The sequence below is a fragment of the Streptomyces lunalinharesii genome (assembly GCF_039532155.1).
In the GTDB taxonomy this organism is placed as follows: Bacteria; Actinomycetota; Actinomycetes; order Streptomycetales; family Streptomycetaceae; genus Streptomyces; species Streptomyces lunalinharesii.
Genome location: NZ_BAAARK010000019.1, coordinates 116,663 through 141,738 on the forward strand (window position 1 = coordinate 116,663; position 25,076 = coordinate 141,738).

28 protein-coding genes are annotated in these 25,076 nt (G+C 71.3%); 19 read left to right on the top strand and 9 right to left on the bottom strand.

Annotated elements, in window-relative coordinates; all coding sequences use genetic code 11:
* Nucleotides 1-74: 74 nt before the first annotated feature.
* Both hppD and ABD385_RS25845 read left to right on the top strand, forming a co-directional pair.
* Nucleotides 75-1,232, top strand: a complete 1,158-nt coding sequence (hppD, locus tag ABD385_RS25840; RefSeq protein WP_344580350.1) for a 4-hydroxyphenylpyruvate dioxygenase — start codon at nt 75-77, stop codon at nt 1,230-1,232.
* Between the two features lie 98 nt (nt 1,233-1,330).
* Entirely contained in the window at nt 1,331-2,695 is a 1,365-nt protein-coding gene (locus ABD385_RS25845; protein ID WP_344580354.1) for an FAD-binding oxidoreductase, read from the top strand.
* Here ABD385_RS25845 and ABD385_RS25850 read toward each other — a convergent pair.
* The 5 genes from ABD385_RS25850 to ABD385_RS25870 form a co-directional block, all read right to left on the bottom strand.
* The gene (locus ABD385_RS25850; protein ID WP_344580355.1) at nt 2,692-3,903 is read right to left on the bottom strand and encodes a methyltransferase domain-containing protein; all 1,212 of its coding nucleotides are present in this window, start codon (nt 3,901-3,903) and stop codon (nt 2,692-2,694) included. The two genes, ABD385_RS25845 and ABD385_RS25850, sit on opposite strands and share 4 nt — an antisense overlap.
* Nucleotides 3,900-4,868: an ATP-grasp ribosomal peptide maturase gene (tgmB, locus tag ABD385_RS25855; RefSeq protein WP_344580358.1), complete on the bottom strand. Its 969-nt coding sequence runs from the start codon at nt 4,866-4,868 to the stop codon at nt 3,900-3,902. Before tgmB ends, ABD385_RS25850 begins: the two co-directional genes overlap by 4 nt.
* Nucleotides 4,868-5,206, bottom strand: coding sequence for a hypothetical protein (locus ABD385_RS25860; protein WP_344580361.1), 339 nt, complete (start codon nt 5,204-5,206; stop codon nt 4,868-4,870). Before ABD385_RS25860 ends, tgmB begins: the two co-directional genes overlap by 1 nt.
* Nucleotides 5,207-5,485: 279 nt before the next feature.
* Nucleotides 5,486-5,848 carry a hypothetical protein gene (locus ABD385_RS25865; protein WP_344580364.1) on the bottom strand — a complete coding sequence of 121 codons (363 nt, stop codon included), beginning with the start codon at nt 5,846-5,848 and terminating at the stop codon, nt 5,486-5,488.
* Nucleotides 5,845-6,174, bottom strand: a complete 330-nt coding sequence (locus tag ABD385_RS25870) for a hypothetical protein (protein ID WP_344580367.1) — start codon at nt 6,172-6,174, stop codon at nt 5,845-5,847. Before ABD385_RS25870 ends, ABD385_RS25865 begins: the two co-directional genes overlap by 4 nt.
* A 190-nt stretch (nt 6,175-6,364) precedes the next feature.
* On the opposite strand from ABD385_RS25870, the gene ABD385_RS25875 reads away from it, so the two are divergent.
* From ABD385_RS25875 to ABD385_RS25920, 10 genes are all read left to right on the top strand, one after another.
* Nucleotides 6,365-7,312 (top strand): helix-turn-helix domain-containing protein, encoded by a 948-nt coding sequence (locus ABD385_RS25875; RefSeq protein ID WP_344580370.1) that lies wholly within the window; start codon nt 6,365-6,367, stop codon nt 7,310-7,312.
* Nucleotides 7,275-7,406 carry a DUF397 domain-containing protein gene (locus ABD385_RS25880; RefSeq protein ID WP_344580372.1) on the top strand — a complete coding sequence of 44 codons (132 nt, stop codon included), beginning with the start codon at nt 7,275-7,277 and terminating at the stop codon, nt 7,404-7,406. The genes ABD385_RS25875 and ABD385_RS25880 overlap by 38 nt, the downstream gene beginning before the upstream one ends.
* Before the next feature lie 46 nt (nt 7,407-7,452).
* A complete protein-coding gene (locus ABD385_RS25885) occupies nt 7,453-7,662 on the top strand; it encodes a DUF397 domain-containing protein (protein WP_344580375.1) in 210 nt (69 codons plus the stop codon).
* A gap of 436 nt (nt 7,663-8,098) precedes the next feature.
* Entirely contained in the window at nt 8,099-8,449 is a 351-nt protein-coding gene (locus ABD385_RS25890; RefSeq protein ID WP_344580378.1) for a radical SAM protein, read from the top strand.
* The gene (gene amcA / locus ABD385_RS25895) at nt 8,427-8,600 is read left to right on the top strand and encodes a multiple cyclophane-containing RiPP AmcA (RefSeq protein ID WP_344580381.1); all 174 of its coding nucleotides are present in this window, start codon (nt 8,427-8,429) and stop codon (nt 8,598-8,600) included. The genes ABD385_RS25890 and amcA overlap by 23 nt, the downstream gene beginning before the upstream one ends.
* A 69-nt stretch (nt 8,601-8,669) precedes the next feature.
* Nucleotides 8,670-9,344 (top strand): pentapeptide repeat-containing protein, encoded by a 675-nt coding sequence (locus tag ABD385_RS25900; protein ID WP_344580383.1) that lies wholly within the window; start codon nt 8,670-8,672, stop codon nt 9,342-9,344.
* A 14-nt stretch (nt 9,345-9,358) separates the two neighbouring features.
* On the top strand, nt 9,359-10,075 hold the full coding sequence (locus tag ABD385_RS25905) for a hypothetical protein (protein ID WP_344580386.1): 717 nt from the start codon (nt 9,359-9,361) through the stop codon (nt 10,073-10,075).
* A 290-nt stretch (nt 10,076-10,365) separates the two neighbouring features.
* A complete protein-coding gene (locus ABD385_RS25910; protein WP_344580388.1) occupies nt 10,366-10,887 on the top strand; it encodes a hypothetical protein in 522 nt (173 codons plus the stop codon).
* A 274-nt stretch (nt 10,888-11,161) separates the two neighbouring features.
* Entirely contained in the window at nt 11,162-11,452 is a 291-nt protein-coding gene (locus ABD385_RS25915) for a ribosomal protein L7/L12 (protein ID WP_344580392.1), read from the top strand.
* A 77-nt stretch (nt 11,453-11,529) separates the two neighbouring features.
* Entirely contained in the window at nt 11,530-13,023 is a 1,494-nt protein-coding gene (locus tag ABD385_RS25920) for a dihydrolipoyl dehydrogenase family protein (RefSeq protein ID WP_344580395.1), read from the top strand.
* A 156-nt stretch (nt 13,024-13,179) separates the two neighbouring features.
* Here ABD385_RS25920 and ABD385_RS25925 read toward each other — a convergent pair whose 3' ends face one another.
* On the bottom strand, nt 13,180-13,656 hold the full coding sequence (locus ABD385_RS25925; RefSeq protein WP_344580398.1) for an SsgA family sporulation/cell division regulator: 477 nt from the start codon (nt 13,654-13,656) through the stop codon (nt 13,180-13,182).
* A gap of 253 nt (nt 13,657-13,909) precedes the next feature.
* Here ABD385_RS25925 and ABD385_RS25930 point away from each other — a divergent pair, with 253 nt between their 5' ends.
* Nucleotides 13,910-15,469 carry an RDD family protein gene (locus tag ABD385_RS25930; RefSeq protein ID WP_344580400.1) on the top strand — a complete coding sequence of 520 codons (1,560 nt, stop codon included), beginning with the start codon at nt 13,910-13,912 and terminating at the stop codon, nt 15,467-15,469.
* 105 nt (nt 15,470-15,574) lie between these two features.
* Nucleotides 15,575-16,342: an RDD family protein gene (locus ABD385_RS25935; protein WP_344580403.1), complete on the top strand. Its 768-nt coding sequence runs from the start codon at nt 15,575-15,577 to the stop codon at nt 16,340-16,342.
* Between the two features lie 37 nt (nt 16,343-16,379).
* On the opposite strand, the gene ABD385_RS25940 is transcribed toward ABD385_RS25935, so the two are convergent.
* Nucleotides 16,380-16,688, bottom strand: coding sequence for a hypothetical protein (locus tag ABD385_RS25940; RefSeq protein WP_344580405.1), 309 nt, complete (start codon nt 16,686-16,688; stop codon nt 16,380-16,382).
* Nucleotides 16,689-17,099: 411 nt separating this feature from the next.
* On the opposite strand from ABD385_RS25940, the gene ABD385_RS25945 reads away from it, so the two are divergent.
* Nucleotides 17,100-19,490 carry an immune inhibitor A domain-containing protein gene (locus ABD385_RS25945; protein WP_344580413.1) on the top strand — a complete coding sequence of 797 codons (2,391 nt, stop codon included), beginning with the start codon at nt 17,100-17,102 and terminating at the stop codon, nt 19,488-19,490.
* A gap of 123 nt (nt 19,491-19,613) precedes the next feature.
* Nucleotides 19,614-19,982 (top strand): hypothetical protein, encoded by a 369-nt coding sequence (locus ABD385_RS25950; RefSeq protein ID WP_344580520.1) that lies wholly within the window; start codon nt 19,614-19,616, stop codon nt 19,980-19,982.
* A gap of 34 nt (nt 19,983-20,016) precedes the next feature.
* On the opposite strand, the gene ABD385_RS25955 is transcribed toward ABD385_RS25950, so the two are convergent.
* Nucleotides 20,017-20,613: an isochorismatase family protein gene (locus tag ABD385_RS25955; RefSeq protein WP_344580414.1), complete on the bottom strand. Its 597-nt coding sequence runs from the start codon at nt 20,611-20,613 to the stop codon at nt 20,017-20,019.
* 125 nt (nt 20,614-20,738) lie between these two features.
* Nucleotides 20,739-22,067: a nicotinate phosphoribosyltransferase gene (locus tag ABD385_RS25960; protein WP_344580417.1), complete on the bottom strand. Its 1,329-nt coding sequence runs from the start codon at nt 22,065-22,067 to the stop codon at nt 20,739-20,741.
* Between the two features lie 164 nt (nt 22,068-22,231).
* On the opposite strand from ABD385_RS25960, the gene clpS reads away from it, so the two are divergent.
* The 3 genes from clpS to ABD385_RS25975 all read left to right on the top strand — a co-directional run bounded on the left by clpS (nt 22,232) and on the right by ABD385_RS25975 (nt 24,957).
* On the top strand, nt 22,232-22,561 hold the full coding sequence (gene clpS / locus ABD385_RS25965; RefSeq protein WP_344580522.1) for an ATP-dependent Clp protease adapter ClpS: 330 nt from the start codon (nt 22,232-22,234) through the stop codon (nt 22,559-22,561).
* The gene (locus ABD385_RS25970; protein WP_016573886.1) at nt 22,561-23,154 is read left to right on the top strand and encodes a DUF2017 domain-containing protein; all 594 of its coding nucleotides are present in this window, start codon (nt 22,561-22,563) and stop codon (nt 23,152-23,154) included. Before clpS ends, ABD385_RS25970 begins: the two co-directional genes overlap by 1 nt.
* 354 nt (nt 23,155-23,508) lie before the next feature.
* A complete protein-coding gene (locus tag ABD385_RS25975; RefSeq protein WP_344580419.1) occupies nt 23,509-24,957 on the top strand; it encodes an amino acid permease in 1,449 nt (482 codons plus the stop codon).
* The last annotated feature ends 119 nt before the right edge of the window (nt 24,958-25,076 follow it).

Genomic DNA, 25,076 nt, shown 5'->3' on the forward strand with positions numbered 1-25,076 from the left:
TGAATGCCTATACACACTGCCCAGTGATTGCGTGAACTATTGCGCACCTTGTGGATCGGCGGGACTCTGCGGACATGGCAGACACCACGATGCACACCCAGCCCACCACCCCGGCCACGGCCCGGCAGGCGGACCCCTTCCCGGTCAAGGGGATGGACGCGGTCGTCTTCGCCGTCGGCAACGCCAAGCAGGCCGCGCACTACTACTCCACCGCCTTCGGCATGAAGAGGGTCGCCTACCAGGGCCCGGAGACCGGTAGTCGCGAGACGGCCTCCTACGTCCTGGAGTCCGGCGGCGCGCGGTTCGTCTTCACCTCGGTGGTCAAGCCGACCACCGACTGGGGCCGCTTCCTCGCGGAGCACGTGGCCGCGCACGGCGACGGCGTCGTCGACCTGGCCATCGAGGTGCCGGACGCCCGCGCGGCCTACGCCTACGCCGTCGAGCACGGCGCCACCGGCCTCACCGAGCCCTACGAGACCACCGACGAGCACGGCACGGTCGTCCGGGCCGCCATCGCCACCTACGGACAGACCCGCCACACCCTGGTGGAGCGCCGCGGCTACGACGGTCCCTACCTGCCCGGCTTCGTCGCCGTCGAGCCGTTGGTCGCCGCCCCGACAAAACGTTTCTTCCAGGCCATCGACCACTGCGTCGGCAACGTCGAACTCGGCAAGATGGACGAGTGGGTGGCCTTCTACAACGACGTCATGGGCTTCACCAACATGAAGGAGTTCGTCGGCGACGACATCGCCACCGAGTACTCGGCGCTGATGTCCAAGGTCGTCGCGGACGGCACCAAGAAGGTGAAGTTCCCGCTCAACGAGCCGGCCCTCGCCAAGAAGAAGTCGCAGATCGACGAGTACCTGGAGTTCTACGGCGGCCCCGGCGTCCAGCACATCGCGCTGGCCACCAACGACATCGTGGCGTCGGTCCGCCAGATGCGGGCCGCGGGCGTGGAGTTCCTCGACGTGCCCGGCTCGTACTACGACACCCTCGGCGAGTGGGTCGGCGAAACCCGGGTCCCGATCGACGAGCTGCGCGAGCTGAAGATCCTCGCCGACCGGGACGAGGACGGCTACCTGCTGCAGATCTTCACCAAGCCGGTCCAGGACCGCCCGACGGTCTTCTTCGAGATGATCGAGCGGCACGGCTCCCTGGGCTTCGGCAAGGGCAACTTCAAGGCCCTCTTCCAGGCGATCGAGCGCGAGCAGGACCGCCGCGGCAACCTCTGAGCCGGCGGCTCCGGCCGGCGCCGTCCCGCCGCCGGAGCCCCGGTCCGTGGGCCGTGGACGATCTTCCGTGTACGGCCCACGGATGCGAGGCTGAGGGCATGGACCTCATCGCACGCCTGCGCGCCGGGCTCCCCGGGGAAGCGCTGCTCACCGACCCCGACGTCACCGGCTCCTACGCCCGGGACATGGCCAACTTCTGCGACGCCGGCACCCCCGCCGTGGTCGTCCTGCCGCGCACCGTCGAGCAGGTCCAGCACGTGATGCGGACCGCGACCGCACTGCGCGTCCCGGTCGTCCCCCAGGGCGCCCGCACCGGCGTCTCCGGCGCCGCCAACGCCACCGACGGCTGCATCGTGCTGTCGCTGGTCAAGATGGACCGCATCCTGGAGATCAACCCCGTCGACCGGATCGCGGTGGTCGAGCCGGGCGTCGTCAACGCCGTCCTGTCCCGCGCGGTCAACGAGCACGGCCTCTCCTACCCGCCCGACCCCTCCAGCTGGGAGACCTGCACCATCGGCGGCAACATCGGCACCGCCGCCGGCGGCCTGTGCTGCGTGAAGTACGGCGTCACCGCCGAGTACGTGCTCGGCCTGGAGGTGGTCCTCGCCGACGGCCGACTGATCAAGACCGGGCGGCGCACCGCCAAGGGCGTGGCCGGCTACGACCTCACCCGGCTCTTCGTGGGCTCCGAGGGCAGCCTCGGCGTCGTGGTCCGCGCCACCCTGGCGCTGAAGCCAGAACCGCCCCAACAGCTCGCCCTGGTCGCCGAGTTCGGCTCGGTGGCCGCCGCCGGCGACGCGGTCTGCCGGATCATGGCCGAGGGCCACGCCCCGTCGCTGTTGGAGCTGATGGACCGCACCAGTGTCCGCGCGGTCAACGCCATGGCGCAGATGGGCCTGCCGGAGACCACCGAGGTGCTGTTGCTGGCGGCCTTCGACACCCCCGATCCGGCGGCCGACCTGGCCGCGGTCGGCGCGCTGTGCGAGGCCGCCGGCGCCACCCAGGTCGTCCCCGCCGAGAACGCCGCCGAGTCCGAACTCCTCCTCCAGGCACGCCGGTTGACCTTCACCGCGCTGGAGCGGATCAAGCCCGCGATGCTCATCGACGACGTCTGCGTGCCCCGCTCGCAACTCGCCGCGATGCTGGAGGGCGCCGCCGCCGTCGCCGAGGAGTACGACCTGACCATCGGCGTCTGCGCGCACGCCGGCGACGGCAACACCCACCCGCTGGTCTGCTTCGACCCGGCCGACCCCGACGAGGAACGACGGGCCCGCGAGTCGTTCGACGCCATCATGGCGCTCGGCCTCCGACTGGGCGGCACCATCACCGGCGAACACGGCGTCGGCGTCCTGAAGAAGGACTGGCTGGCCCGCGAACTCGGCCCGGACACGGTGGAGTTGCACCGCGGCATCAAGCAGGTCTTCGACCCCCTGGGCCTCCTCAACCCGGGCAAGCTGTTCTAGGCGCGCCCCTCCCGCCACCCGCCCGCGGGCCCCGCCGTGGTCCAGCGGTGCACCCGTCCGTCCGGGGCGGTGTACCGCAGGCTCTGCTCCGTGGGGGTGACCTCGATGCGGAACCACTCGCGGCGGGGGCACCGGAGTTCGAGCCACCGTCGGTAGGCGCTCTCCACCGGCCCCCACAGGTCACGTGGCCCCCCGGACATGAGCTGCGGGGGGCCTTCGGGCCCGTCCTCGACGCGGGCCGTCGAGCCGTCGGCGGGGTCGTGAAGGGTCGTGACGTGCACACCGTCGTCGTTGGTCCCGAACGTGCGGACGAGGTTCGGGGGCAGGTGGAGTTCGGCGAAGAACGAGAACGCCCAGTCGTCGAGCACCCGGGCCGAGACCTCGGCCTGTGTGCTCGGGCCGTCGGGGACGAGGGGCGACGGGGCGGGCTGCTCCGGTCCGCTCCGCAGCGGCATGAACGCCGCGGGCGAGTGCAGGACGTGGCCGGCCGCGGTCCCGTCGGGGAGCTTCGTCAGACGGGCGACCATCCCACCGGCGAGCGCGCCCTTGAGCGGCACCACCATGAGGCCGCCGGGGCGGAGCCGCGCCAGCCAGGCGGGCGGGACCCGGCGCACGGAGGCGGTGGCGATGATCCGGTCGTACGTGGCGTCGCCGGGGAAGTCCCGCGCCGCATCGCCGTGGACGACCAGCGGACAAAAGCCCACGGAGCCCAGCCGCGGACGGGCCCGGTCCGTGAGGGCGCCGGTGCGGTCGACGGTCGTGACGTGCCGGTCCCCGGCGAGGAAGCACAGGAGGCCGGCGTTGTAGCCGGTGCCGGTGCCGGCTTCGTAGACCTCGTGCCCTTCGTGCACGTCGAGGGCGTCGAGCATGTCCGCCATGAGGCTCGGCGCCGTCGACGACGACGTGGGGACTCCGGACAGCCCTTCGGGAGCGGCGTCCTCGGCGTGGACGCCGGCCACTTCGGTGAGGAGGGAGTCGTCCGCGTAGACGGCGTCGAGCCACGCCTGCGCATCGCCGTCGGAACCGCGCCAGGGCAGGAACCGTTCGCCGTGGCGGCGGTAGAAGACGGGCACGAAGGGGTGCCGGGGGACGTTGAGGAAGGCGCCCGCCAGACGGGCGGACAGCACCACGCCTCCGCGGTCGATCTGCTGGGTCAGGGCGACGCGAGCGGCGATCAGGCGCCGCTCGTCACCGACGGTGGGGGTCACTGGTGGTTCCCTTCCAGGTAGTCGCAGATCGCGGCCGTGATGGGCAGCCCGGTGGCCTGTTCGACGAACCCGTACTGGCCGCTGGGATTCACTTCCAGGAAGTGCCAGTCGCCGTCCGGCGAGACCACGAAATCGAATGCCCCATAGGGCAGTTGGAGCCGGTCGAGCACCCGGAGCACGCCGGCCGCCACGTCGTCCGGCGGCTCGCAGATCCGGTACGTGTGGCTGTCGTAGTCGCTGCGCCAGTCGATGCGACCCGCGTCCGAATCGGCGTGGATCTCGGCCGCGAAGATCCGGCGGCCGACGACCGTCAGTCGCACCTCGTGCGCCTTGGGCACCCACTCCTGGAAGAGGTGGGCGGTGGTTGCGATGTCCGGGTGGGGGAGGTCTCCGGGAGGGACGATGCTGGCGTACACGGCGGCAGTCTGCCCGTGCACGGTTCCCCGCACGGGGAAGAACGGCTTGTAGACGAGGGGGCCGCCCGTCGAATCGGCGAAATCCCGTGCCGCGTCGGGGTCGTTGGTGATCAGGGTCCCGGGGACGCGTAGGCCCGCTGCCGCGGCGACGCGCAGTTGCAGCGGCTTGTACTCGGCGTCGGCCGCCTTCCCCGGCGGCGGGAGCCACCGGCACGGCAGGGCGGACAGCAGCCCGCCGAACCCCCACCGCGCCTCGGTCTCCGCGACCTTGCGGGCTTCCGCAGTCAGCTGCGCGGGGAACGCCGGACGGGTGGGACGGCGGTAGTAGACGGAACGGACCGACGCCAGATCGAGCGTGCGGCGGTCGTTGCGCAGCGTGCCGTGCCAGCGGTTCCCGCTGAGGCTCGCGGCGAGCGTGAGCCTCAGCGGGAATTCGGCCAGGTCGGCCCGGAAGACGGGCACGGCACGCCGGTTCAGCTCCTCGACCACCAGATCGCAGGTCGGATCGAAGCGACCCGCCAGGACGAGAACCTGTCCGGCTTCCGTCATCAGTCGTCGCTCGGTCCGGGGTCGTCCGGTGCGTCCATCTGCCCGGTGGGCTGGGTGGGGCCGTAGGTCTTCGGCGGGTTCTTGGTCATGTAGACGCCGGGCGGCAGGTCCTCGTAGGTCCCTGTCTGGGTGTCCTCGTCGTAGGCCACGTCGGACGGCAGGATGCCGCCCGAGGCCGTCACCGGTACGAGGAAACGGAACGCGAACGGCGACGGTCCGCGGCCCGTGAGGAGTTCGGGCAGGGGCGTGGCGCCGCCGGTGCTCAGCGGCAACCGCAGCTCCGGCGCGTCCAGTGCCAGGCCGATGGGGCGGCGCTCTGCCAGTTCCGTACGGGGCATGGCGCTCTCCTTCCTTCCAGGTGGGGAGGTGCTCGTACGTCCCCACCCGTACGGGGCGGGGAGTTCTTCGGGCCCCGCTGTCGGGGGCCGGGCGGCGCGCCGAGCTGCCCCGCGGGAGTGTGTGGCAGCCCGGCGCGCCGGCGTGGTGGCGTCCCTCACCGCCCGGGGGCGGCACCCCGCGTCACGGGGGCGGACGGGGCGGGGCGAACGGCACGGCTGCCGTCGTCGCGCTGCTTCCCGTCGGGGGACGCCACGTCTGGGGCGGGCCCGTGGCCCTGTCTAGGGTCGGTGCCGCTCGTCGTCGGGAGCGTCCTCGGGATCGTCGTCCGGGTCGTCGTCCGGCTCGTAGGCGGGCCCCGGCAGCCGCGCCCCGCGGCTTTCCGCGACCCGATGGGTGGTGACCAGCGAGTTCTTCAACTCGACGGTGAGCAGATGGAGTTCACCGGGCGTCCAGGACCGTGCGGCGAGGATCCGCTCCGCGTCCTCGATGAGGACCGCGGCGGAGCCGAGCTGTTCGGCCTCCCAGCGGTCGGCGAGCCGGGAGACGTACCCGGTCCCGTCGCTGGGGAGCAGGAAGCACGGGTTCCCCTCCGGGGTCGTCCAGGGCAACAGCCGCGGCGCGCGGTCGGCGTGGTCCCTCATGCCGCGACCGCCACCCCGTGGATGCGGCGCGGCTCGACGTCGACGCCGTGCACGGCGAGCCACAGGGCCCGCCGCCGCCCGCGCCGTAGCCGCCGCTCCGCGCGTTCCGCCTCGGTGAGGACGTACGGCCGGACGAGCGGGACGTCCGCACCACGGAGCAGCACCGGCAGCCGCGCGGCCGGCCGAAGCGGCACGATCGCCGACTGCGGGGCCGCGTGGGGCGGGGCGGGGGGCGACGGGGGCGGGGTGCCGGGTGTCCGGTGCCGTCCGGCGGCCGGAAGTAACAGCCGCAGCAGCGGCAGGAAGAGGCTCACGGTACGGTGCATCACGTCGTCAACTCCGTTGTAGTTGATGGCCACGCCCCCGGACCGGTTGCACGGTCGCGGGGGTCTTGTGCGAATGGCGGGTCGCGCCGCCCTGGGCCCGTTACGTTGGGTAGGTAGAGCGTTGCTCTGCGGAGTGCCGGGGTGCAATGCCTGACGCGTGCCACTTGCCGACTGTCACAAAGGGGAATGCGTGAACCGACGCAATGCCACGGGGGGAACGGCCGCCACCAACGCCGCCGTCTTCGGGGAGGTCCTGAGGCACTTCCGCGAAGCGGCCGGACTCACCCAGGAGGACCTGGCGAGGAAGATCCCGTGCGATCGGTCGCACGTGGCGAGAGTCGAGCGGGGAACGCGGGTCCCGCACGAGACCTCGGCCGAGAAGTGCGACGAACTGCTCAGCACGGGTGGGGTGTTGAAGCGGCTGTGGGGGCGGATCGACTGGTATCCGGAGGTCGCGCATCCCGATTGGTTCAAGCGGCGAGCGGAGATGGACGCGGAGGCGGTGGCGCTGCGGGAATATCAAGAGCGGGTTATCCCGGGTTTGTTGCAGACGCCCGACTACGCACATGCGCTGTTCAGTCGCCGTCCTGCGAGTATGGAGGAAGTCGGGGAGCGTGTCAGAGCCCGACTGAGCCGGCAGCAGCGTTTCTTGGTAGACGACGGTCCGCTCTACGTCGCCGTCTTGGATGAGAGCTGCCTCCGCAACGGGGTGGGAAGTGCAGAGATCATGCGTGACCAGTGCGCCCATCTGCTGAGAGTTGGAAGGCACCCCAACATCCGTATCCAAGTTGCCCCGGCGGGCGTCACTGGGTTCATCAGGCCAAGAGGTTCCATGTCGTTGATCGAGCTGCCCGACGGGCACCGGTGGGTCTACTCGGAATCTCTTGACCGTGGCCATTTCAACGATGATCCAGCCACCTATGCGCGTCATGCCCAGACCTATGATGTGCTCAGGGCAGACGCTCCGTCAGCCTGCGAATCCGCCGCTCTGATCAGCGACGTGATGGAAGGGTACGGGCATCATGGACAGGCACGAACTCGGCGCGGCGACCTGGACCAAGAGCAGCTACAGCGACGACAACGGCGGCAACTGCATCGAGGTGGCCCCCGGTTTCCCCGGCGTCGTCCCCGTCCGTGATTCGAAGGATCCGCGCGGTCCCGTGCTGATGGTTTCGTCAGACGGCTGGTCGTCCTTCGTTGCTGCCGTAAACGGCGGGGAGTTGACCGCCTGAGGTCGGTGTGCGGTTGCTCCACTCCAGAGGGAAGGGCACAGGCTTGATGGACGCGTACGAGTTCAACTCGGCGACCTGGACCAAGAGCAGCTACAGCGACCGCGACGGCGGGGACTGCATCGAGGTGGCCCCCGGTTTCCCCGGGATCGTCCCCGTTCGTGATGCGAAGGATCCGCGTGGTCCCGTGTTGGTGGTTTCGTCAGACGGCTGGTCGTCCTTCGTTGCTGCCGTCAAGGGCGGAGAACTGCCCTCCTGAGCCCTGGCGGGTCGGCTCCGGGCTGCGCCCCGCCGCACGCGCGAGGGGGCGGCAGGCCGCCCCGCCGTCCCCTTCGCTATGCCGAAGCTATCGAGGGAAGCGCACGCCGAACCCTGCGAAGAATGGGCCGTATCCGCATGGGCCCTTCGGGTCGCTTCACGGTGTGCGGCTACGCCCGCGCGACGGCGAGCATGTGCGAGCTGGCCGCGAGGAGGTCCGGGTGTGCTTCCACCAGTCGCGTGGCCTCCAGGGCCGAGGTGAACAACGGGGCGTCGTCCGGAACGGATTGGCCGGTTTACTGCTCGGTCGCCTTCAGCGCACTACACACTGGGCCTTCGACGCCGTACACCCGTACGTTCACGAGCTTGGCCGCGGCCATCTCCGCGGCCAGTAGCCCGGCGGCTTGCCGGCCCCACCCTCCGCGCCGTGGGATCCGTTGCCCACGGTCGCTTACGACGGCGGCGTGGTCCTGCTCTCTCCCGAGCTGGCCGGATTCAGCGACAAGCGGTTCGGGGACTTCACCACCGGCAACGCGCTCCACGACGGTCTGGACGTGCTGGTGGCGGAAGCCGAGGAGCGCACGCCCTGGATCGCCGAATTCTGGAACGGCGTCGACGCCTGCCGCGCCACCTGCCCGTACTTCGCATTCTGCGGCGGGGCGCTTCCTGCCAACCGGTACTTCGAACACGGCGGCCGGATGGATGGCACCCGGACCCGCTACTGCACCACCGCGAAGATCGCTCTGCTCGAAGGAGTTGTGCGCCATGTCCGCGAACACCGCCATTGACATCGTGCTGGCCTCGGCCCCCGGCTTCCAGTCCCTCCTGGAGGCCGCGAAAACCGAGCCCACGACTTTGTTCGACAACCGACCCACGTGGGACAACCAGGGATCAGCGTTTGACAACCGTCCCACCTGGGACAACTGGAACAAGAAATAGCGCCCCCGCCAGACCGCGGGCGTTCCCGCCACCCACGGCAGCGTCCCGTTGCCTCTTGGAAGGACCACCATGGCCAGCCGGACTTTCGGGCACGTCACCGTCACCACCCCCGACTTGGACGAGCCGGGCCTCTACCTCTCCCGCGTCAACACCCTCGACCCTCCACGTGGCAGCGTCCGGGACTTCTCCTACGGAGAGGCGAACCTGCGGTCGCTGGACCTCGAGGACACGCAGCTCATCACCGGCCGCATCAGCGATCTCCGGTGTGAGCGGGTGGAGTTCGAGGCACTGAACCTTCATGGTGTGGAGATCGTCGGCAGTGATCTCGGCGCCGCCCGCTGGAGTGAGAGCAAGCTGACGCGCGTGGTCTTCCGCGATTGCAAGCTCATGGGAGCCGTGCTGCACCGTCTGGTGCTGGACGACGTCCTGTTCGAAGGCTGCCGACTGGACTTCGCCACGTTCGAGAAGATCCGTGCGGCCGGCCCCGTCGTTTTCGCTGGCTGCGCTCTCACCGAGGCCACGTTCGCCGACTGCGACCTGACCTACGCCGTCTTTCGCGATTGCATGCTCACCCGTACCGAGTTCGGCCCCGGACGCTACCGGGACACCGACCTGCGCGGCAACGACATCGCGGCGGTGCGCGGGGTCGCCAACCTGTCAAAAGTCCTCATCGGTCCGGAGCAGCAGCCCGACCTCGCCCACGCTCTGGTGGCCGAACTCGGCATCAGTGTCGGAGACGACTGAAGCCAGGGGGATCCATGCCTTTACGCGTAGCCGTCACCGACCTGGACGCCCTCCGAGAACGGTGCGACACCGCTGTCGTCCGCGCCGTCCGGAACACGTCCGAGTTCGAGGACGGAGCGATCATCCCGTCCGGAGCCTGGAAGCCACTGACGGCGGCGGCCGGCCGTGCGTTGGCAGCACCACCTCACACCTCACCCGCCACCCTCGTGGAGGTCGTCAAACTGCCCGCACCCACTGGCGCTGACCTGGAAGGTCTGGCGAAGCCGTTGGGCGACGAGCAGGCCCAGTACCTCGGGCAAGCCCTCGCCGAACCCGGCATGACCACCACCACGAACAACTATCAGGACGGCCGCCTGATCGGCCTCCACCTCGACAACTGGGACAAGCTCGGCTACGCCGGCAGACCTGGTGCCCGTCGACGGCTCGCCCTCAACCTTGGCCCCGGCAACCGGTACATCATCCTCGGCGCACTCGATGCCCAGGCGGTCTGCCGGGCCGTTCACCCCCGGAACTACGCCCGCAGATCACCCCACACCGACGACTACCGGGCGTACGTCGCCGCCGGCCACCGCCTCGCCTGCATCCGCGTCCGGATCAGTCCCGGTGAGGGCTACCTCGCCCCGACGGAGTACCTCCTGCACGATGGCTCCACCCAAGGCGTGAACCTGCCCTCCGCAATCGCCTTCTGGCTCGGCCGGTGGCCCCGGGGGACGCTGCCGCCTGCGATCTAGTCGGCGGTACGACAGCCCGAGCAGGCGAGCACGGTTGTGGCTGGCGCTGCGACGAGGGTGAGTCGAACTGCTGTGGGAGCAGCGGTAGTTGGTCTCGCCGTCAACGGGCGACCCTGAGCTTGCATTGTGGTTTTGGGCACCCGAATCCTCTACCGTCTTGAGCCCGTCCAGCCCATGGAAAGGCCAGGAGGTTTTCGTTGTCCTCGGCACCGCAATCCCCGAGTAGTGACCCGAACCCAACCCCTGACTCGGATTCCGAGCCTGCGCCTTTACCCCGGCAACGATCACGCATGCACCGGGCACGGGAGTGGTTCGGCGGTCTGACCGAAGCCGGCAAAGTCGCTCTTGTCGCAGCTTTGATCACGACCGTCGGCGGCGGGGTGTTCGGCGTGGTCAGCGCCGCCACTTCGGCGTTGTCCGGTGGCGGGGGTGGCGCTGACGGCGAGGGAACGCCGCCGAAAGCGATCGCTGTCGAAACGCCTTCCGGGCACAAGACTCCTGATGGTCGGCCGGACACCGGCCCGTCCGCCCCTGACGCCGAGTGTCACGTCGAACGCAAGGTCCTGTACTGCACAGGCGATCAGGCCGGGATCGAGGTGTACAACGACCGCAACATCCATTCCGGGGTGGCCCACACACTCACCGGTAACTCCAGTCGGTATGCGTGCTGGGGGCGTGGCGCCAACCACTCGGGAGGCAACAACATCTGGTATTGGACACAATTCGAGGGCCAGGGTTTTCGGGGAAATGTTCCGGCGTCGGACGTGGGCACGAAGATGGACCCTGCCCCCGGCCTTCCTCAGTGCGCGTGACCCTCCACCCGAGTGGGCTGGCGAAGGGCGCGGTTCCTTCGGGACGACCCCGTGCGGTGCGATCTCCGCAGGGGAGAGAATCTCGCCGTCATCCTCGGCGGCGTGGAGGTCCGGGACGTGCCGGAGTGCCAGGCGCGAGGTAGTCGGTAACTTCCCTGCTTCGTCGATCCGTTGTGCTCCGGGGCGCGCCCGGCCCGGCGGGCGGGCGGAGCGTTTCGCACCCCCGCACGTGCTTCACGACACGCGCTCCCGTCAGGCGTTTTACTCTTTCTTCATGGATACAACTCTCATTGCCGTGGCCGTCTTGGTGTTAGCGGTCGCCTTGCTCGCCTCCTCGCTCGACCGTCGTACCAAGCCGTTGGAGCGGCGCATGGCGCGGTTGGAGCAGCGGGTGGACCTGTTGATGGCGCACCTCGGGGTGGAGGAGCCGGCGGACCCGCGGATGGCGGAGGTCGACGCCCTGCTGGCGGAGAAGAAGCCGATCGCGGCGATCAAGGTCTACCGCGAGGTGACCGGTGCGGGGCTCGTGGAGGCGAAGGAGGCGGTCGAGCGCCGGATGCGGTGAGCGCGGGGCGGGAAGAGGATGGCCGTTAGGGCCGTGTGACCCCGGCCCACCCCTTGGGCAGCAGGGAGCGACCGCCGATGTCAGCGAACCGACCGACCGAAGCGACCGAAGAGAGCGCAGCGAGGGCGGCGTCCGGCGGTGACGGGGCCGCCCCCGACACGTACGACGTCATCGTGCTGGGCGGCGGGCCGGTCGGGGAGAACGTCGCCGACCGGGTGCACGCCGCCGGACTGAGCGCGGTGGTGGTGGAGCACGAACTCGTGGGCGGCGAGTGCTCGTACTGGGCGTGCATGCCCAGCAAGGCGCTGCTGCGACCGGTGACGGCGCGCTCGGAGGCGCGCCGGGTGCCGGGGCTGAGCGACGCGGTCGCCGGGCCCCTGGACGCGCCGGCGGTCCTCGCCCACCGGGACGCGACCGTCTCCTACTGGAAGGACGACGGCCAGGTCCGCTGGCTGGACTCGGTCGGATTGGACCTCGTGCGCGGCCGGGCGCGGCTGGCCGGGCCGCGGCGGGTGACCGTCGAGGGCGGGCGGACGCTGGTGGCCCGGCACGCGGTCGCGGTGTGCACGGGCAGTCGCCCGGTGTTGCCCAACGTGCCAGGGCTCGCCGCGGCCAAGCCGTGGACCAGCCGGGAGGCCACCAGCGCCAAGGCGGTGCCGGGCCGGCTGGTGATCGTCGGCGGCGGGGTGGTCGGCGTCGAGATGGCGACCGCCTGGCGGGCGCTGGGCGCGTCGGTGACGCTGCTGGTGCGCGGGGACGGGCTGCTGCCCCGGATGGAGCCGTTCGCCGGCCATCTGGTGGCCGAGTCGCTGGCCGAGGCGGGCGTGTTCCTGCGGACCGGCGTGGAGGTGAGCGAGGTGCGCCGGGAGGCGCCGGGCGGGCCGGTGACCGTGCTGCTCGACACCGGTGACGAGATCGTCGCGGACGAGCTGCTGATCGCGACGGGGCGGGCGCCGCGCACCGAGGACCTGGGCCTGGAGACCGTCGGGCTGACGCCCGGCGGGTGGCTGGAGGTGGACGACACCCTGCGGGTCGACGGGGTGCCCGGCGGCTGGCTGTACGGGGTCGGCGACGTCAACCACCGCGCCCTCCTCACCCACCAGGGCAAGTACCAGGCGCGGGTCGCCGGGGCCGTGATCGCCGCGCGGGCCCGCGGGGTTCCGCTGCTGGAGACCGACCGCTGGGGCGCGCACGTCGCCACCGCGGACCGGCACGCCGTCCCGCAGGTGGTCTTCAGCGATCCCGAGGCCGCGGCCGTGGGCCTGAGCGCCGCCGAGGCCGAACGCGCCGGGTACCGGATCCGCGTCATCGACCACGACCTGGGCGCGGTGGCCGGCGCGTCCCTGTACGCCGACGGCTACCGCGGGCGGGCCCGGATGGTCGTGGACCTGGACCGCGAGGTGCTGCTGGGCGTCACCTTCGTCGGGCCGGGCGTCGGGGAGCTGCTGCACTCGGCCACCGTCGCGGTCGCCGGGGAGGTCCCGATCGAACGCCTCTGGCACGCGGTGCCGGCCTACCCGACGATCAGCGAGGTCTGGCTCCGGCTGCTGGAGGCGTTCCGCGGCGACTGAGCGGGGGCCGGTCCGGGGTCGGGCGCGCGGGCGCGGACCCGGCCCCGGGCCCGCGCCGCGGTGGACGCCTTTGGGACGGGCGGTCGACGGGCCGGCGGTCGACGGGCCGGTGGTCGACGGGCCGGTGGTCGTGGGGCGGTGGAACGGCGCCACCGCTCACGCGCCGGGTTCGGGGGACTCCTCCGTCGGCCAGGGCCCGTTCGGCCCGGCGTCGTCCCGGGAGGCCAGTGCGAGCAGGGCGCTCAGCCCTTTGTCGATGCCCAGGTGGACGCTCTCGGAGCCGGGCGGCACGATCCGCAGGGTGCGCTCCAGCCAGGCGGACACGACGGCGGCCGACGCCTCCAACAGGGCCTCCCCGTCCGGCGAGTCCAGTGCCATGCAGACCAGGCTGCGGCCGTCCAACTTCGCCGGCCAGACCCGCACGTCGCCCTCGCCGGACGGCCGGAAGACACCCTCGACGAGCAGTTCCCTGGCGAACGTCCAGTGGACGGGGGAGTCCGATCCGACGTGGAAGGTGACGTGCACGGCATAGGGGTCATCGGTCCGGTAGGTCAACCGGGCCGGTACCGGAATGGTTCGCTCCGACGACAGCACCAGACCCAGTTCCAGCTCTCGTTCCACCACGGTGTGCATGGGTTTCCGCCTCTCTCCGAACGTCTCGCGCGGGACCCGAGTGCGGGCCCGCACCAGGAGAGAGCGGGCGGCGGCCGGACTCTTACACGACTTCGGGCAACTTTTTTCCGGGAGTTCTCCGGGAGTTGCCGACGGCTGCCGGGGCAGGGGAGGAACACGGTTACGACCCGGGGTCTGATAGATGTGGACGCCGCGTTGCGGCAGACTGCACCCCGACACCCACCAGGCCGAGAACAGATACGGGACTTCGGACATGAGCGCCCCTACCTCAGGATCCGCCGGCGGCAGCCCCACGCCAGGCTTCTACCCGGACCCGTCCATCCCCGGCTACATCCGGTACTGGAACGGTGCCGCATGGGCGCCGGGCACCAGTCGGCCGGCCCCCGCCGAGGGCGAGCCGATGCCCGCGCCGCCGCCCGGCGCGGCCCCCGCGCCGGCCGCCGTCGAGGAGACCGGCCCGGTCTTCCTGGACGGGGCGGACCCGGCCGGTTCCGGCTCCGCGATGCCGACCGTCCGCCCCCGCGGCGAGATGGAGGTGCCCGGCGCGAGTTGGGACGATCCGGCGCGGCTGCACGGCACCAGCCCGGAGGGGGCGCCCTCCTGGCAGGCCGACGCCTCCCGGCAGGCCGGCTTCGGCGAGGACGGCCGGATCTCCTGGGGCGCGCCCGGCCAGGCCCCCGCGGGCACTCCGGCCGGTGGCGCGGCCTGGGGCGGGCTGCCGCCGCAGCGCGCCGCGGAGACCGACGGGGCCGGCGCCGGTGACGCGTCCGGCACCGCGGGCCCGCCCGCGCCGGACGCCCCGACCGACGGGACGGTGACGATCCGCGCCGTCAACCCGGCGGCCCGCCGCGGGTCCGGCGACCAGGGGACCACCGCGATCCGCGCGGTGCGGCCCGGGAACCCGCCCGGCACCCCGGCCCCCACCCCGCCGCCCGCGGACCGGGGCACCACCGCCTTCCGCGCCGTCCGGCCGGACCCGGCCGGCGGCGACCGCCCCGCCGTCAAGAACGAGACGATGGCCTTCCGGCTCCCGGCGGGCGACCGGCCCACGGCCGGCCCGGCCGGTGGCGCACCGCAGTCCCTGCCCGCCACCGGGGCGCCCGCCCAACAGCCCCCGGCCCAACAGCCCCCCGCCCAACAGCCCCCGGCCCAGCCGACGGCCCGCCAGGCCCAGCCGCCGGCCGTCCCGACGAGCCCGACGGCCCCGACCTCCACGCCCGGTCTCCCGCCGCAGGGCGGTGCCGCCGGCGACGACGGCGTCATCCCCTGGAAGCCGCCGACCGCCGATGTCTTCTTCGCCGCCGCTCAGGCCGCGCAGGGCCACCCGGCGCCGCTCGGCCGCCGGCTCGCCGCCCGCCTGATCGACACCCTGGTGCTGGCCCTGGTCACCCTCGCGGTGGCACTGCCCATGTGGTCCACGGTCACCGACCACCTCGACGCCAAGGTCGAGGCGGCCAAGCAGTCCGGCCGTCAGGTGACGGTGTACCTGGTCGACGGCACCACCGCCCCCGTCTACCTCACGATCCTCGCCGTCATCCTGATCGGCGGCGGTCTCTACGAGGTGCTGCCGACCCTCAAGTGGGGCCGCACGCTGGGCAAGAAGCTCTGCGGCGTGCGGGTGCTGGACATCGAGAGCCACGACACCCCGGAGCTGGCCGGCGCCCTCAAGCGCTGGCTGGTCTACGGCGTGCTCGGCGTCGCGGTGGTCGGCGTGGTCAACGCCCTGTGGTGCGTGTTCGACCAGCCGTGGCGGCAGTGCTGGCACGACAAGGTGGCCCGCACCTTCGTCGCCTCCGACGCGGCGTCCGACTGACCGTCACCCGGTCGTTGCCCGGGCCGTCACCCGCCCTGACGGCCCGGGTACGCCGATCGGACCCCGGCGGATGCGGCGCCGGTCCGCAAGGGTTCGACTCGGGCCATGAGTACCGACCAGCCCCGGCCCGGCCCCGGTGAACCGCCGGAGCACGACCCGTTCCTGAAGCAGCCGCCGGGGCCCCCGGCGGGCGGCGCTCCGCACGACGGCGCACCGCGCAACGGCTCCCCGTACGGTGCCGGCCCGGGCGAGGGCGGCGGCCCCCCTGGCGGGGCCCCGCCCCCTCCCGGTGGTCCGCCGCCCCCGCCCCCGCCGCCCGGCGCCGGTCAGCCGCCGCCCTACGGCGGTGGCCCGTACGGCGGGCCCCCGGCGGGCGGTCCCTACGGGGGCGCGGGGGAGTACGGTGCCGATCCCCTGGCCGGGATGCCGCCGCTGGCCAACCGCGGCAAGCGGCTGGTCGCCCGGATCATCGACGCGCTCATCATCGGCGTCCCGGTCACCCTGATCATGAACGCGATCGTCGGCTGGGTGGACTACTTCAGCACCAGCAGCGTGGAGACCAGCAAGCAGGCGACGGTGTCCGGCGTGACGATGCTGGCGTACCTGATCTACGAGGGGCTGATGCTGACCAGCCGCGGCCAGACGCTCGGCAAGATGGCGATGCGGATCCGGGTGGCGATGCTCTCGGACGGCGCCATCCCGACCGCGCAGGCCGGTTGGACCCGGGCCGCGGTCTACACCCTGCCGGAGATCATCCCGTGCTGCGGCTTCATCTTCTGGCTGGTCAACGTGTTGTGGTGCACCTGGGACAAGCCGTATCAGCAGTGCCTGCACGACAAGGCGGCCCGGACCGTGGTGGTCGCCACGGACTGACGGTGTGACGGGGCGTCAACTCGCCGCGGGGCGCCCGTCAGCGGGTCCGCTCGCCGACCCGGGCGCGGGCCCGCTGCCGCGGCAGGCGCTCGGTCGGGGCGGGCACGGCCCGCAGCGGGGCGGGCCCGTCGGTGGCCGAGGTGCTCCCGCCGGCCCGGCGCGCCACCCGCGCCAGTCCCGGCATCGGCACTGTCATCGCCACCAACAGCCCCAGTCCGAGGCCGGCCAGGGCGATGACCGCGACCCCGATCCCGGTCTGCGTCTGGGAGAGCAGCAGCATCGCGAGGGTGGAGAGGAAGACGGTGGCCGAGCCGTAGACGAGCTGGGTGGCGGTCGGACGAGGCATGGCGGGATCCGTCCTCGGAGGGTCGGCGGGGTGTCGGGCGTCCGGCGACGCGCCACCGAACGAGCCTACGGTCCCTTGTGCCCGAGCGGAACGCCAGGTAAGCGTGACCTAACCCACCGGCCTGGAGCACGGGGGCGCACGGCGCGGTCGCGGATCCGTGCGACAAGTCGCCGGGTGCGCCGTCCGGCCTGTTGACGGCGGGGGCGCATGCCCGTCGGGCATATCCCCCCGCGGTGTTCCGGTGGCGCGCCAGGCTATTCGGAACCTGTGCGTCCGCTGTCCGATAGCTGTGACACGCAAGCCGGATAACGTACTTCGCTGTCCGCGTACACGTCAAGATCTGTCTTTTCTTCCCCGCATCCGGTCGAATGCCCTCCAGCATTGGGCAGTTGATGGGGAGGACTTGACCAAGTGAGAAAGCACCGAAGACTGTTCGGGACGGCCGCCCTGGCCACCGCGCTCGCCGCGACCGGGGCGGCCGTTCTCTCGACCGGAGTGGCCGCGGCCGACGCCCAGCCGGCCGCCGCGCCCACCGTCCGCACGGACCCGGCGCCCGAACGCGCCGACGCCCACGACCTCAAGGGCCCGTTCAGCGAGCGGCAGAAGGCGCAGCGCACCGAGGCGCTCCAGCAGGTCATATCCGGCGACGCCAAGGCGACCGAGCGCAACGGCTCCAAGGTCGTCAAGCTCGGCAAGGGCAAGTACGTCGAGTTGGCCCGGGAGAAGACCGACAAGATCTTCACCATCCTGGTGGACTTCGGGGACAAGGTCGACGACACCACGATGTACGACCCGGACGGCGACGGTCCGCTGCCGCCGGTCAAGAAGTACGGCGGCACCCCCGGCCCGGCGCACAACACGATCGCCAAGCCGGACCGGAAGAAGGACAACAGCACCGCCTGGCAGGCCGACTTCAACCGGCAGCACTACCAGGACCTGTACTTCTCGCACGACAAGAAGAAGGAGTCGCTGGCCAAGTACTACGAGCGGCAGTCCTCGGGCCGCTACTCGGTGAACGGCCAGGTCTCCGACTGGGTCCGGGTCCCGTGGAACGAGGCCCGCTACGGCTCCAACTACTGCGGCTCCACCAACTGCCCCAGCGCCTGGGACCTGATCCGCGACGCGGTCAACCAGTGGGTCACCGACCAGAAGGCCCAGGGCCGCACCGACGCCCAGATCAAGGCCGACCTCGCCCAGTACGACCAGTGGGACCGCAACGACTACAACCACAACGGCAACTTCAACGAGCCGGACGGGTACCTCGACCACTTCCAGATCGTGCACGCCGGTGAGGACGAGTCCGCCGGCGGCGGCGTCCAGAAGACCGACGCCATCTGGGCGCACCGCTGGTACGCGTACGGCACCGACGCCGGCAAGACGGGCCCCGCGGACAACAAGGCGGGCGGCACCCAGATCGGCGACACCGGCTTCTGGGTCGGCGACTACACCATGCAGCCGGAGAACGGCGGACTCGGCGTCTTCGCCCACGAGTACGGCCACGACCTGGGCCTGCCGGACGAGTACGACACCACCGGCAAGGGCGAATCCTCGGTGGACTTCTGGTCGTTGATGTCGGCCGGCTCCTGGCTCGGCCGCGGCAAGGACGCCATCGGCGACCTGCCCGGCGACATGAGCGCCTGGGACAAGCTCCAGCTCGGCTGGCTCAACTACGGCACCGCCAAGGCCGCGACGCCGTCCCGGCACACCCTGGGCGTCGCCGAGTACAACACCAAGAACAAGCAGGCGCTCGTCGTCGAGCTGCCCGCGAAGAAGGTCACCACCGAGGTCGTCAAGCCCGCCGAGGGCGCGACGCAGTGGTGGAGCGGCATGGGCGACGACCTGTCCAACACCCTGACCCGGCCCGTGGACCTCACCGGCGCCTCCCGCGCGGCGCTCACCCTCAAGGGCTGGTGGGACACCGAGAAGGACTACGACTACGTCTACGCCGAGGTCTCCACCGACGGCGGCGCCAACTGGACGCCCCTGGACGGCACCGCGAACGGCAAGGCGCTGCCGCGCGACGCCTCCGGCAAGCCCGCGCTGAGCGGCACCGTCACCGACCACCAGGACCTGGCCTTCCCCCTGGACGCGTACGCCGGCAAGAAGATCGACCTGCGCTTCCGCTACCAGACCGACGGCGGCGTCGCGCAGAAGGGCTTCACCGCCGACGCCCTGACCGTCACCGCGGACGGCACCCCGCTCTTCACCGACGACGCCGAGCACGGCGACAACGGCTGGACCAGCAAGGGATTCTCGCGGATCGGCGCGTCCTTCACCAAGGACTACGCGCAGTACTACCTCGCCGAGAACCGCCAGTACGTCTCCTACGACAAGACCCTCAAGTCCGGCCCGTACAACTTCGGTTGGAAGACCGCCCGACCGGGCTGGGTCGAGCACTTCCCGTTCCAGAACGGCGTGCTGATCTGGCTGTGGGACACCTCGCAGCGGGACAACAACGTCGGCATGCACCCGGGAGTCGGACGGATCCTCCCGGTCGACGCGCACCCGCGGGCCGAGCGCTGGGCCGACGGCACCCTGATGCGCAACCGCTTCCAGACCTACGACGCGACGTTCACCGGTGCCCGCACCGACGCCCTGACCCTGCACAAGGACGGCGTCGCGGTGAAGATCGCCTCGAAGCCCGGCGTGCGGGTCTTCGACGACCGCAACGGCGTCTACTACGACAAGGCGAACCCGACCGGCGGCGTCGTCGTTCCTGACACCAACACCAAGATCGCGATCACCAAGGAGGCCAAGGACGGCTCCACGGTGAACCTCACGGTGGGCCCCGCCGGTAAGTAAAAAGTAAAAGCCGCAGGTCATAGCGTTGTCGGCCGTCGCCCCCTAGCGGGCGGCGGCCGATAGGCGTTTAGATGCGTCTTGCAGTTCCTTGTTGACGCCGAGTCTCACGGGGGAGATATGACGATGACCAGAGGCGGCTTCACCAGGCTTCCCGGCGGGAGCGTGGTGGTCGCCCTCTCGCTGCCCAGACCGGGCCACGGCCCGCTCTGCGAACCGTACGGCGGCGGCTGCCGCATCCGGGTCCTGGTCCATGCGGTGAACCGCCAGCGCGCCCTGACCAGGCTGCGCAACCTCGGCCTGCGCGCCGTCTACCTGCGCGGCAACACCGCGCCGCCGACCCCCGACGAGATCACCGCGGTGCTCCACCACCCCGACGGCCTGGTCTGGCGCGAGGCCCCCGACGACGACACCGAGTCCTGGCACCCGATACGGGCCCTCCTGCGGCAGGAGGCCGCCCGGACCGCGGCGGCGGGCACCCCGACCGGCGGGTGAGGCGCACGGCCCTGACGGGCCCGCCAGGCGCCCGTCAGCCGCCGGCCACCACCGGCTTGCCGGTCAGCTCCGCGCCCGCCGCGCCGAGCTCCCCCAAGGCCGCCTCGGTGGTCTGCGGGGCGACGCCCGCCGTCAGGTCCAGCAGGACCCGGGTCCGCAGCCCCTCGGCGAGGGCGTCCAGGGCCGTGGCGCGGACGCAGTGGTCGGTGGCGATCCCGACCACGTCCACCTCGGTGACGTCCCGCTCCCGCAGCCACTGCGCGAGCGTCGTGCCGTGCTCGTCCGCGCCCTCGAAGCCGCTGTACGCGGCCGCGTGCGCGCCCTTGGAGAACACCGCGTCGACCGCGCCGGACGCGATGGCCGGCGCGAAGTTCGGGTGGAAGCCGCTGCCCTCGGTGCCGGCCACGCAGTGCACGGGCCAGGACGTGCGGAAGTCCGGCCGGTCGGAGAAGTGGTCGCCGGGATCGACGTGGTGGTCGCGGGTGGCCACCACGTGGCGGTAGCCGCTGCCGGCCGCGGCGCCCACCAGGTCGGTGATGGCCGCCGCGACGTCCGCGCCGCCCGCCACCGCGAGGCTGCCGCCCTCGCAGAAGTCGTTCTGTACGTCGACGACGATCAGTGCCCGGTGCATGGCGCGTGCCTTCCGGCTGGGGTTTCGGGGGGCGAGACGTGGTGTGACCGAGGGTAGCCACTGCCGGGGCGCGACGGGAGGGGCGGGCGCGCCCGCGCCGCACCCGCCCCGCCGCCCGGCGGGCGTCAGACGAACTCCGTGGGCAGCACCGGCTCCCCGCGCGACAGCTGGGTCGCCGACAGCGGCAGCCCGGCGCGGGCCGCGATGTGCCGGCTGCGGGACGCGTCCAGCGGCTCCCGGGCCACCACCTTGCCGCCGCTGATCAGCGGCACCTGGAGCAGCTGGTCGGTCAGGTCGGCCGGCACCGGGCCGGTGCCGACCACCTCCGCCTCGGCCACCCCGTCCTCGTCCAGCCGGCGCGCCGCCCACTTGCGGCCGCCGATCGAGGACTTGGCGCCCATCGACTTCTTCGCCACCGGCCGCAGCGGCGTGCCCGGCTCGTTGCCGTCGGCCCGCGCGACCAGCTTGTAGACCATCGAGCAGGTCGGGTGCCCGCTGCCGGTGACCACCTGGGTGCCGACCCCGTACGCGTCCACCGGCGCGGCGGCGAGCGAGGCGATGGCGTACTCGTCCAGGTCGCTGGTGACGACGATCTTGGTCTTGGTCGCGCCCAGCTCGTCCAACTGCTGACGCACCCGGTGCGCGATCAGCAGCAGGTCGCCGGAGTCGATCCGCACCGCGCCCAGGCCCGGGCCGGCCACCTCCACGGCGGTGCGCACCGCCTCGGTGACGTCGAAGGTGTCCACCAGCAGCGTCGTCCCGCTGCCGAGGGTGTCGACCTGGGCGGTGAAGGCGTCCCGCTCGCTGTCGTGCAACAGGGTGAAGGCGTGCGCGCTGGTGCCGACGGTGGGGATGTTGTAGCGGAAGCCCGCCGCCAGGTCGGAGGTGACGTGGAAGCCGCCGACGTACGCGGCGCGGGCCGCGGCCACCGCCGACAGCTCGTGGGTGCGCCGGGCGCCCATCTCCATCAGCGGCCGGTCGCCGGCCGCCACCGCCATCCGGGACGCCGCCGCGGCCACCGCCGAGTCGTGGTTGAGGATCGACAGGATCACCGTCTCCAGCACCACCGCCTCCGCGAAGGTGCCCTCGACGCGCATGATCGGCGAGCCGGGGAAGTAGACCTCGCCCTCCGGGTAGCCCCAGATGTCGCCGCGGAAGCGGTAGTCGGCAAGCCAGTCCAGCGTCGGCCCGTCGAGGATGCCGCGCTCCCGCAGGAAGTCCAGGATCGTGGCGTCGAAGCGGAAGTTCTCCACCGCGTCCAACACCCGTCCGGTGCCCGCCACCACGCCGTAGCGGCGCCCCTCGGGGAGCCGCCGGGTGAAGACCTCGAAGACCGACCGGCGGTCCGCGGTCCCCGACCGCAACGCGGCCTGCAGCATGGTGAGTTCGTACTGGTCGGTGAAGAGTGCCGTCGACGGCACGGCCACCGGCAGCCCCAGGTCCGCTGTGTTCATGGGAGAGATGCTACCCCCATTACTCGTCACTTTGACGATAGTGGTCCCGGGCCGCCTCTCCGGGGCACCACCGCGCCGCGCCGCTGCGCCGCGCGCCAGGGTCGTTTGTGCGTCCCCCGCCCCTGGGTGGCAGCATGGGCCCTGTGAGCGCCCCCCCGTCACCCATGAGCACCCTCCGGCCGCACCACGCACGCCTCAGCGTGCCGGTCGAGATCGAGCGTCCGGAGGCGAGCGAAGCCCCCTTCGCCGTCCCCGAACCCGACGTCCTGTGGGTCACGATCGTTCACAACGACCCTGTGAATCTCATGAGCTACGTCTCCTACGTCTTCCAGACGTACTTCGGCTACTCCAAGGACAAGGCGCACCGGCTGATGCTCGACGTCCATCACAAAGGCCGCGCGGTCGTCTCCAGCGGCACCCGCGAGGAAATGGAACGCGACGTGCAGGCCATGCACGGCTTCGGCCTGTGGGCGACCCTCCAGCAGGACCGCTGATGACCGGCCAGTTCGAACCGCTGCCCGGTGGCGGTGCGGCCGCCCCGCTCGACGAGGTCGAGATCTCCATCCTGCGCAGCCTCGCCGTCCAGTTGCTGGAGCTGGTCGGCCCGGGCACGGAGCCGGCCGGTGCCGGCGAGGACGACATGCTGGCCGCGCTCTTCGTCGAGGGCCCCAGTGAGCCGCCCTCCGACCCGGTGCTGGCCCGCCTCTTCCCCGACGCCTACGGCGGCCCCGACCTGGTCCCGGACGACGACGTCCGCGCCGCCTCCGCCGAGTTCCGCCGCTACACCGAGAACGACCTGCGGGCCCGCAAGCGCGAGGACGCCCTGGCGCTGGTCCGGGCGCTGGACGCACTGTCGGCCGAGAACGGCGGCGCGGTGCTGCGGCTCAAGCCCGACGAGTGCCGGCAGTGGCTCGGCGCCCTCAACGACCTGCGGCTGGCCATCGGCACCCGGCTGGAGGTCACCGACGAGGACGACGGCGGGGAACTGCTGCGGCTGCCGGACAGCGACCCGCGCAAGCCGATGGTGCTCGCCTACTACTGGCTCGGCGGCCTCCAGGAGACGCTCGTCGAAGCGCTGATGGGCTGACCGCCGGGTCCGTCCCGGCGGCGCCGGCGCGAACCGGGGCGCGAAGGCCCCGGACGCCTACACCGCGTTCGCTCAGCGGAGGCTCAAATCCGGATAACGATCGCGTCACCGCACCCGTGCGCTGTGTTGTGAATTTCGTTTCTTTGTCCTGATTCCGCTGTGATCCGCCCCACGCCGACTCTGGTCGATCTCGGCCAGCTCGTGATAAAAGTTCTCGACCTGCCTCAGCGACGCCACCCCTGTCGCTGCGGGGGCGCTGAGCCGGCCGACCGTCGGCGTGCAGGAACTCCATCCGGGGGGATCGGGACCCGATCCGGAAAGAACCGGGTCGGTATGGAGAAAGGCGCACCACTCATGACCTCTGTGCAGGTCGACAAGAATCGCGACGGCAACGAGGCCGCTGGCGGGGCCCCCGAAGAGGGCTACCAGCGGGGTCTGGGCAATCGCCAGATCCAGATGATCGCCATTGGTGGCGCCATCGGTACCGGTCTGTTCCTCGGAGCAGGCAAGGCCATTTCCAAGGCCGGGCCGAGCATCATCCTGGCGTACGCCATCGTCGGTCTGGTCATCTTCCTCATCATGCGGGCCCTGGGCGAACTGCTCATGTACCGGCCCGTTTCCGGCTCGTTCTCCGAGTACGGCCGGGAATTCCTCGGCCCGTTCATCGGATTCGTGACGGGCTGGACGTACTGGCTCTTCTGGGTCGTCACCGGCATCACCGAAGTAACTGCTGCGGCCACCTATATCCAGTACTGGAACAAGGGCATACCGCAATGGGTTTCCGCGTTGGTCTTCACCGTCGCGCTCTTCGGCATCAACCTGATCTCGGTGAAGATCTTCGGTGAACTCGAATTCTGGTTCTCGATGGTCAAGGTCACCGCGATCATCGGCATGATCCTCATCGGCATCGGCGTCATCACCCTCGGTTTCTCCAAGGCCGGGGACACCGCCTCGTTCACCCTGCTCTGGTCGGACGGCGGATTCTTCCCCAAGGGCATCGGCGGCACGCTGATGACGCTGCAGATCGTGATGTTCGCCTTCCTCGCCGTCGAACTCGTCGGCGTCACCGCGGGCGAGGCGACCGACCCGAAGAAGGTGCTCCCCAAGGCCATCAACACCGTGCCGTGGCGGATCGGCCTCTTCTACGTCGGCGCGCTCATCATCATCCTGTCGGTGGTCAGCTGGACGGTCTTCAAGCCGGGCGTCAGCCCCTTCGTCGCCGCCTTCCAGCAGATCGGCCTGCCGGCCGGCGCGGGCATCGTCAACTTCGTCGTGCTGACCGCGGCGCTGTCCTCGGCCAACTCCGGGATGTACTCCACCGGCCGGATGCTGCGCGACCTCGCGCTCAACGGCCAGGGCCCGCAGTTCTTCACCAAGCTCAGCAAGAACGGCCTGCCCACCCGGGGCACCGGCATCTCGGTCGCCCTGATGCTGTTCGGCGTCTACATCAACTACCAGTGGCCCGGCGAGGCGTTCAACTACGTCGTCTCCTTCGCCACCATCTCCGGCATGTGGGCGTGGATCGTCATCCTGCTCTCGCACCTGCGCTACCGGGCCAAGGCGAACCGCGGCGAGCTGCCGCAGTCCGAGTTCAAGGCCCCCGGCGCCCCGTACACCTCGATCTTCGCGCTGGCCTTCATCGCCATGGTGATCGTGATGATGGGCGTCGACCCGGACACCCGGATCTCGCTCTACGCGGCTCCCGTGTGGGCGATCGTCATGGCCGTCGGCTACCTGGCCATCAAGCGGCGGGACGCCGCCCAGCTGTCCCAGGGGCCGGCGAAGGCCGCTGAGAAGAGCTGACGCACCGCGCTGAACCGGCCGGAATCCCACCGGCAGTCCAGCATTCGGGCCCGCGCGTACCACCCCTCGGTACGCGCGGGCCCGCCCGCCCGTCGCCCACCACCACCCTTGCCGGAGTG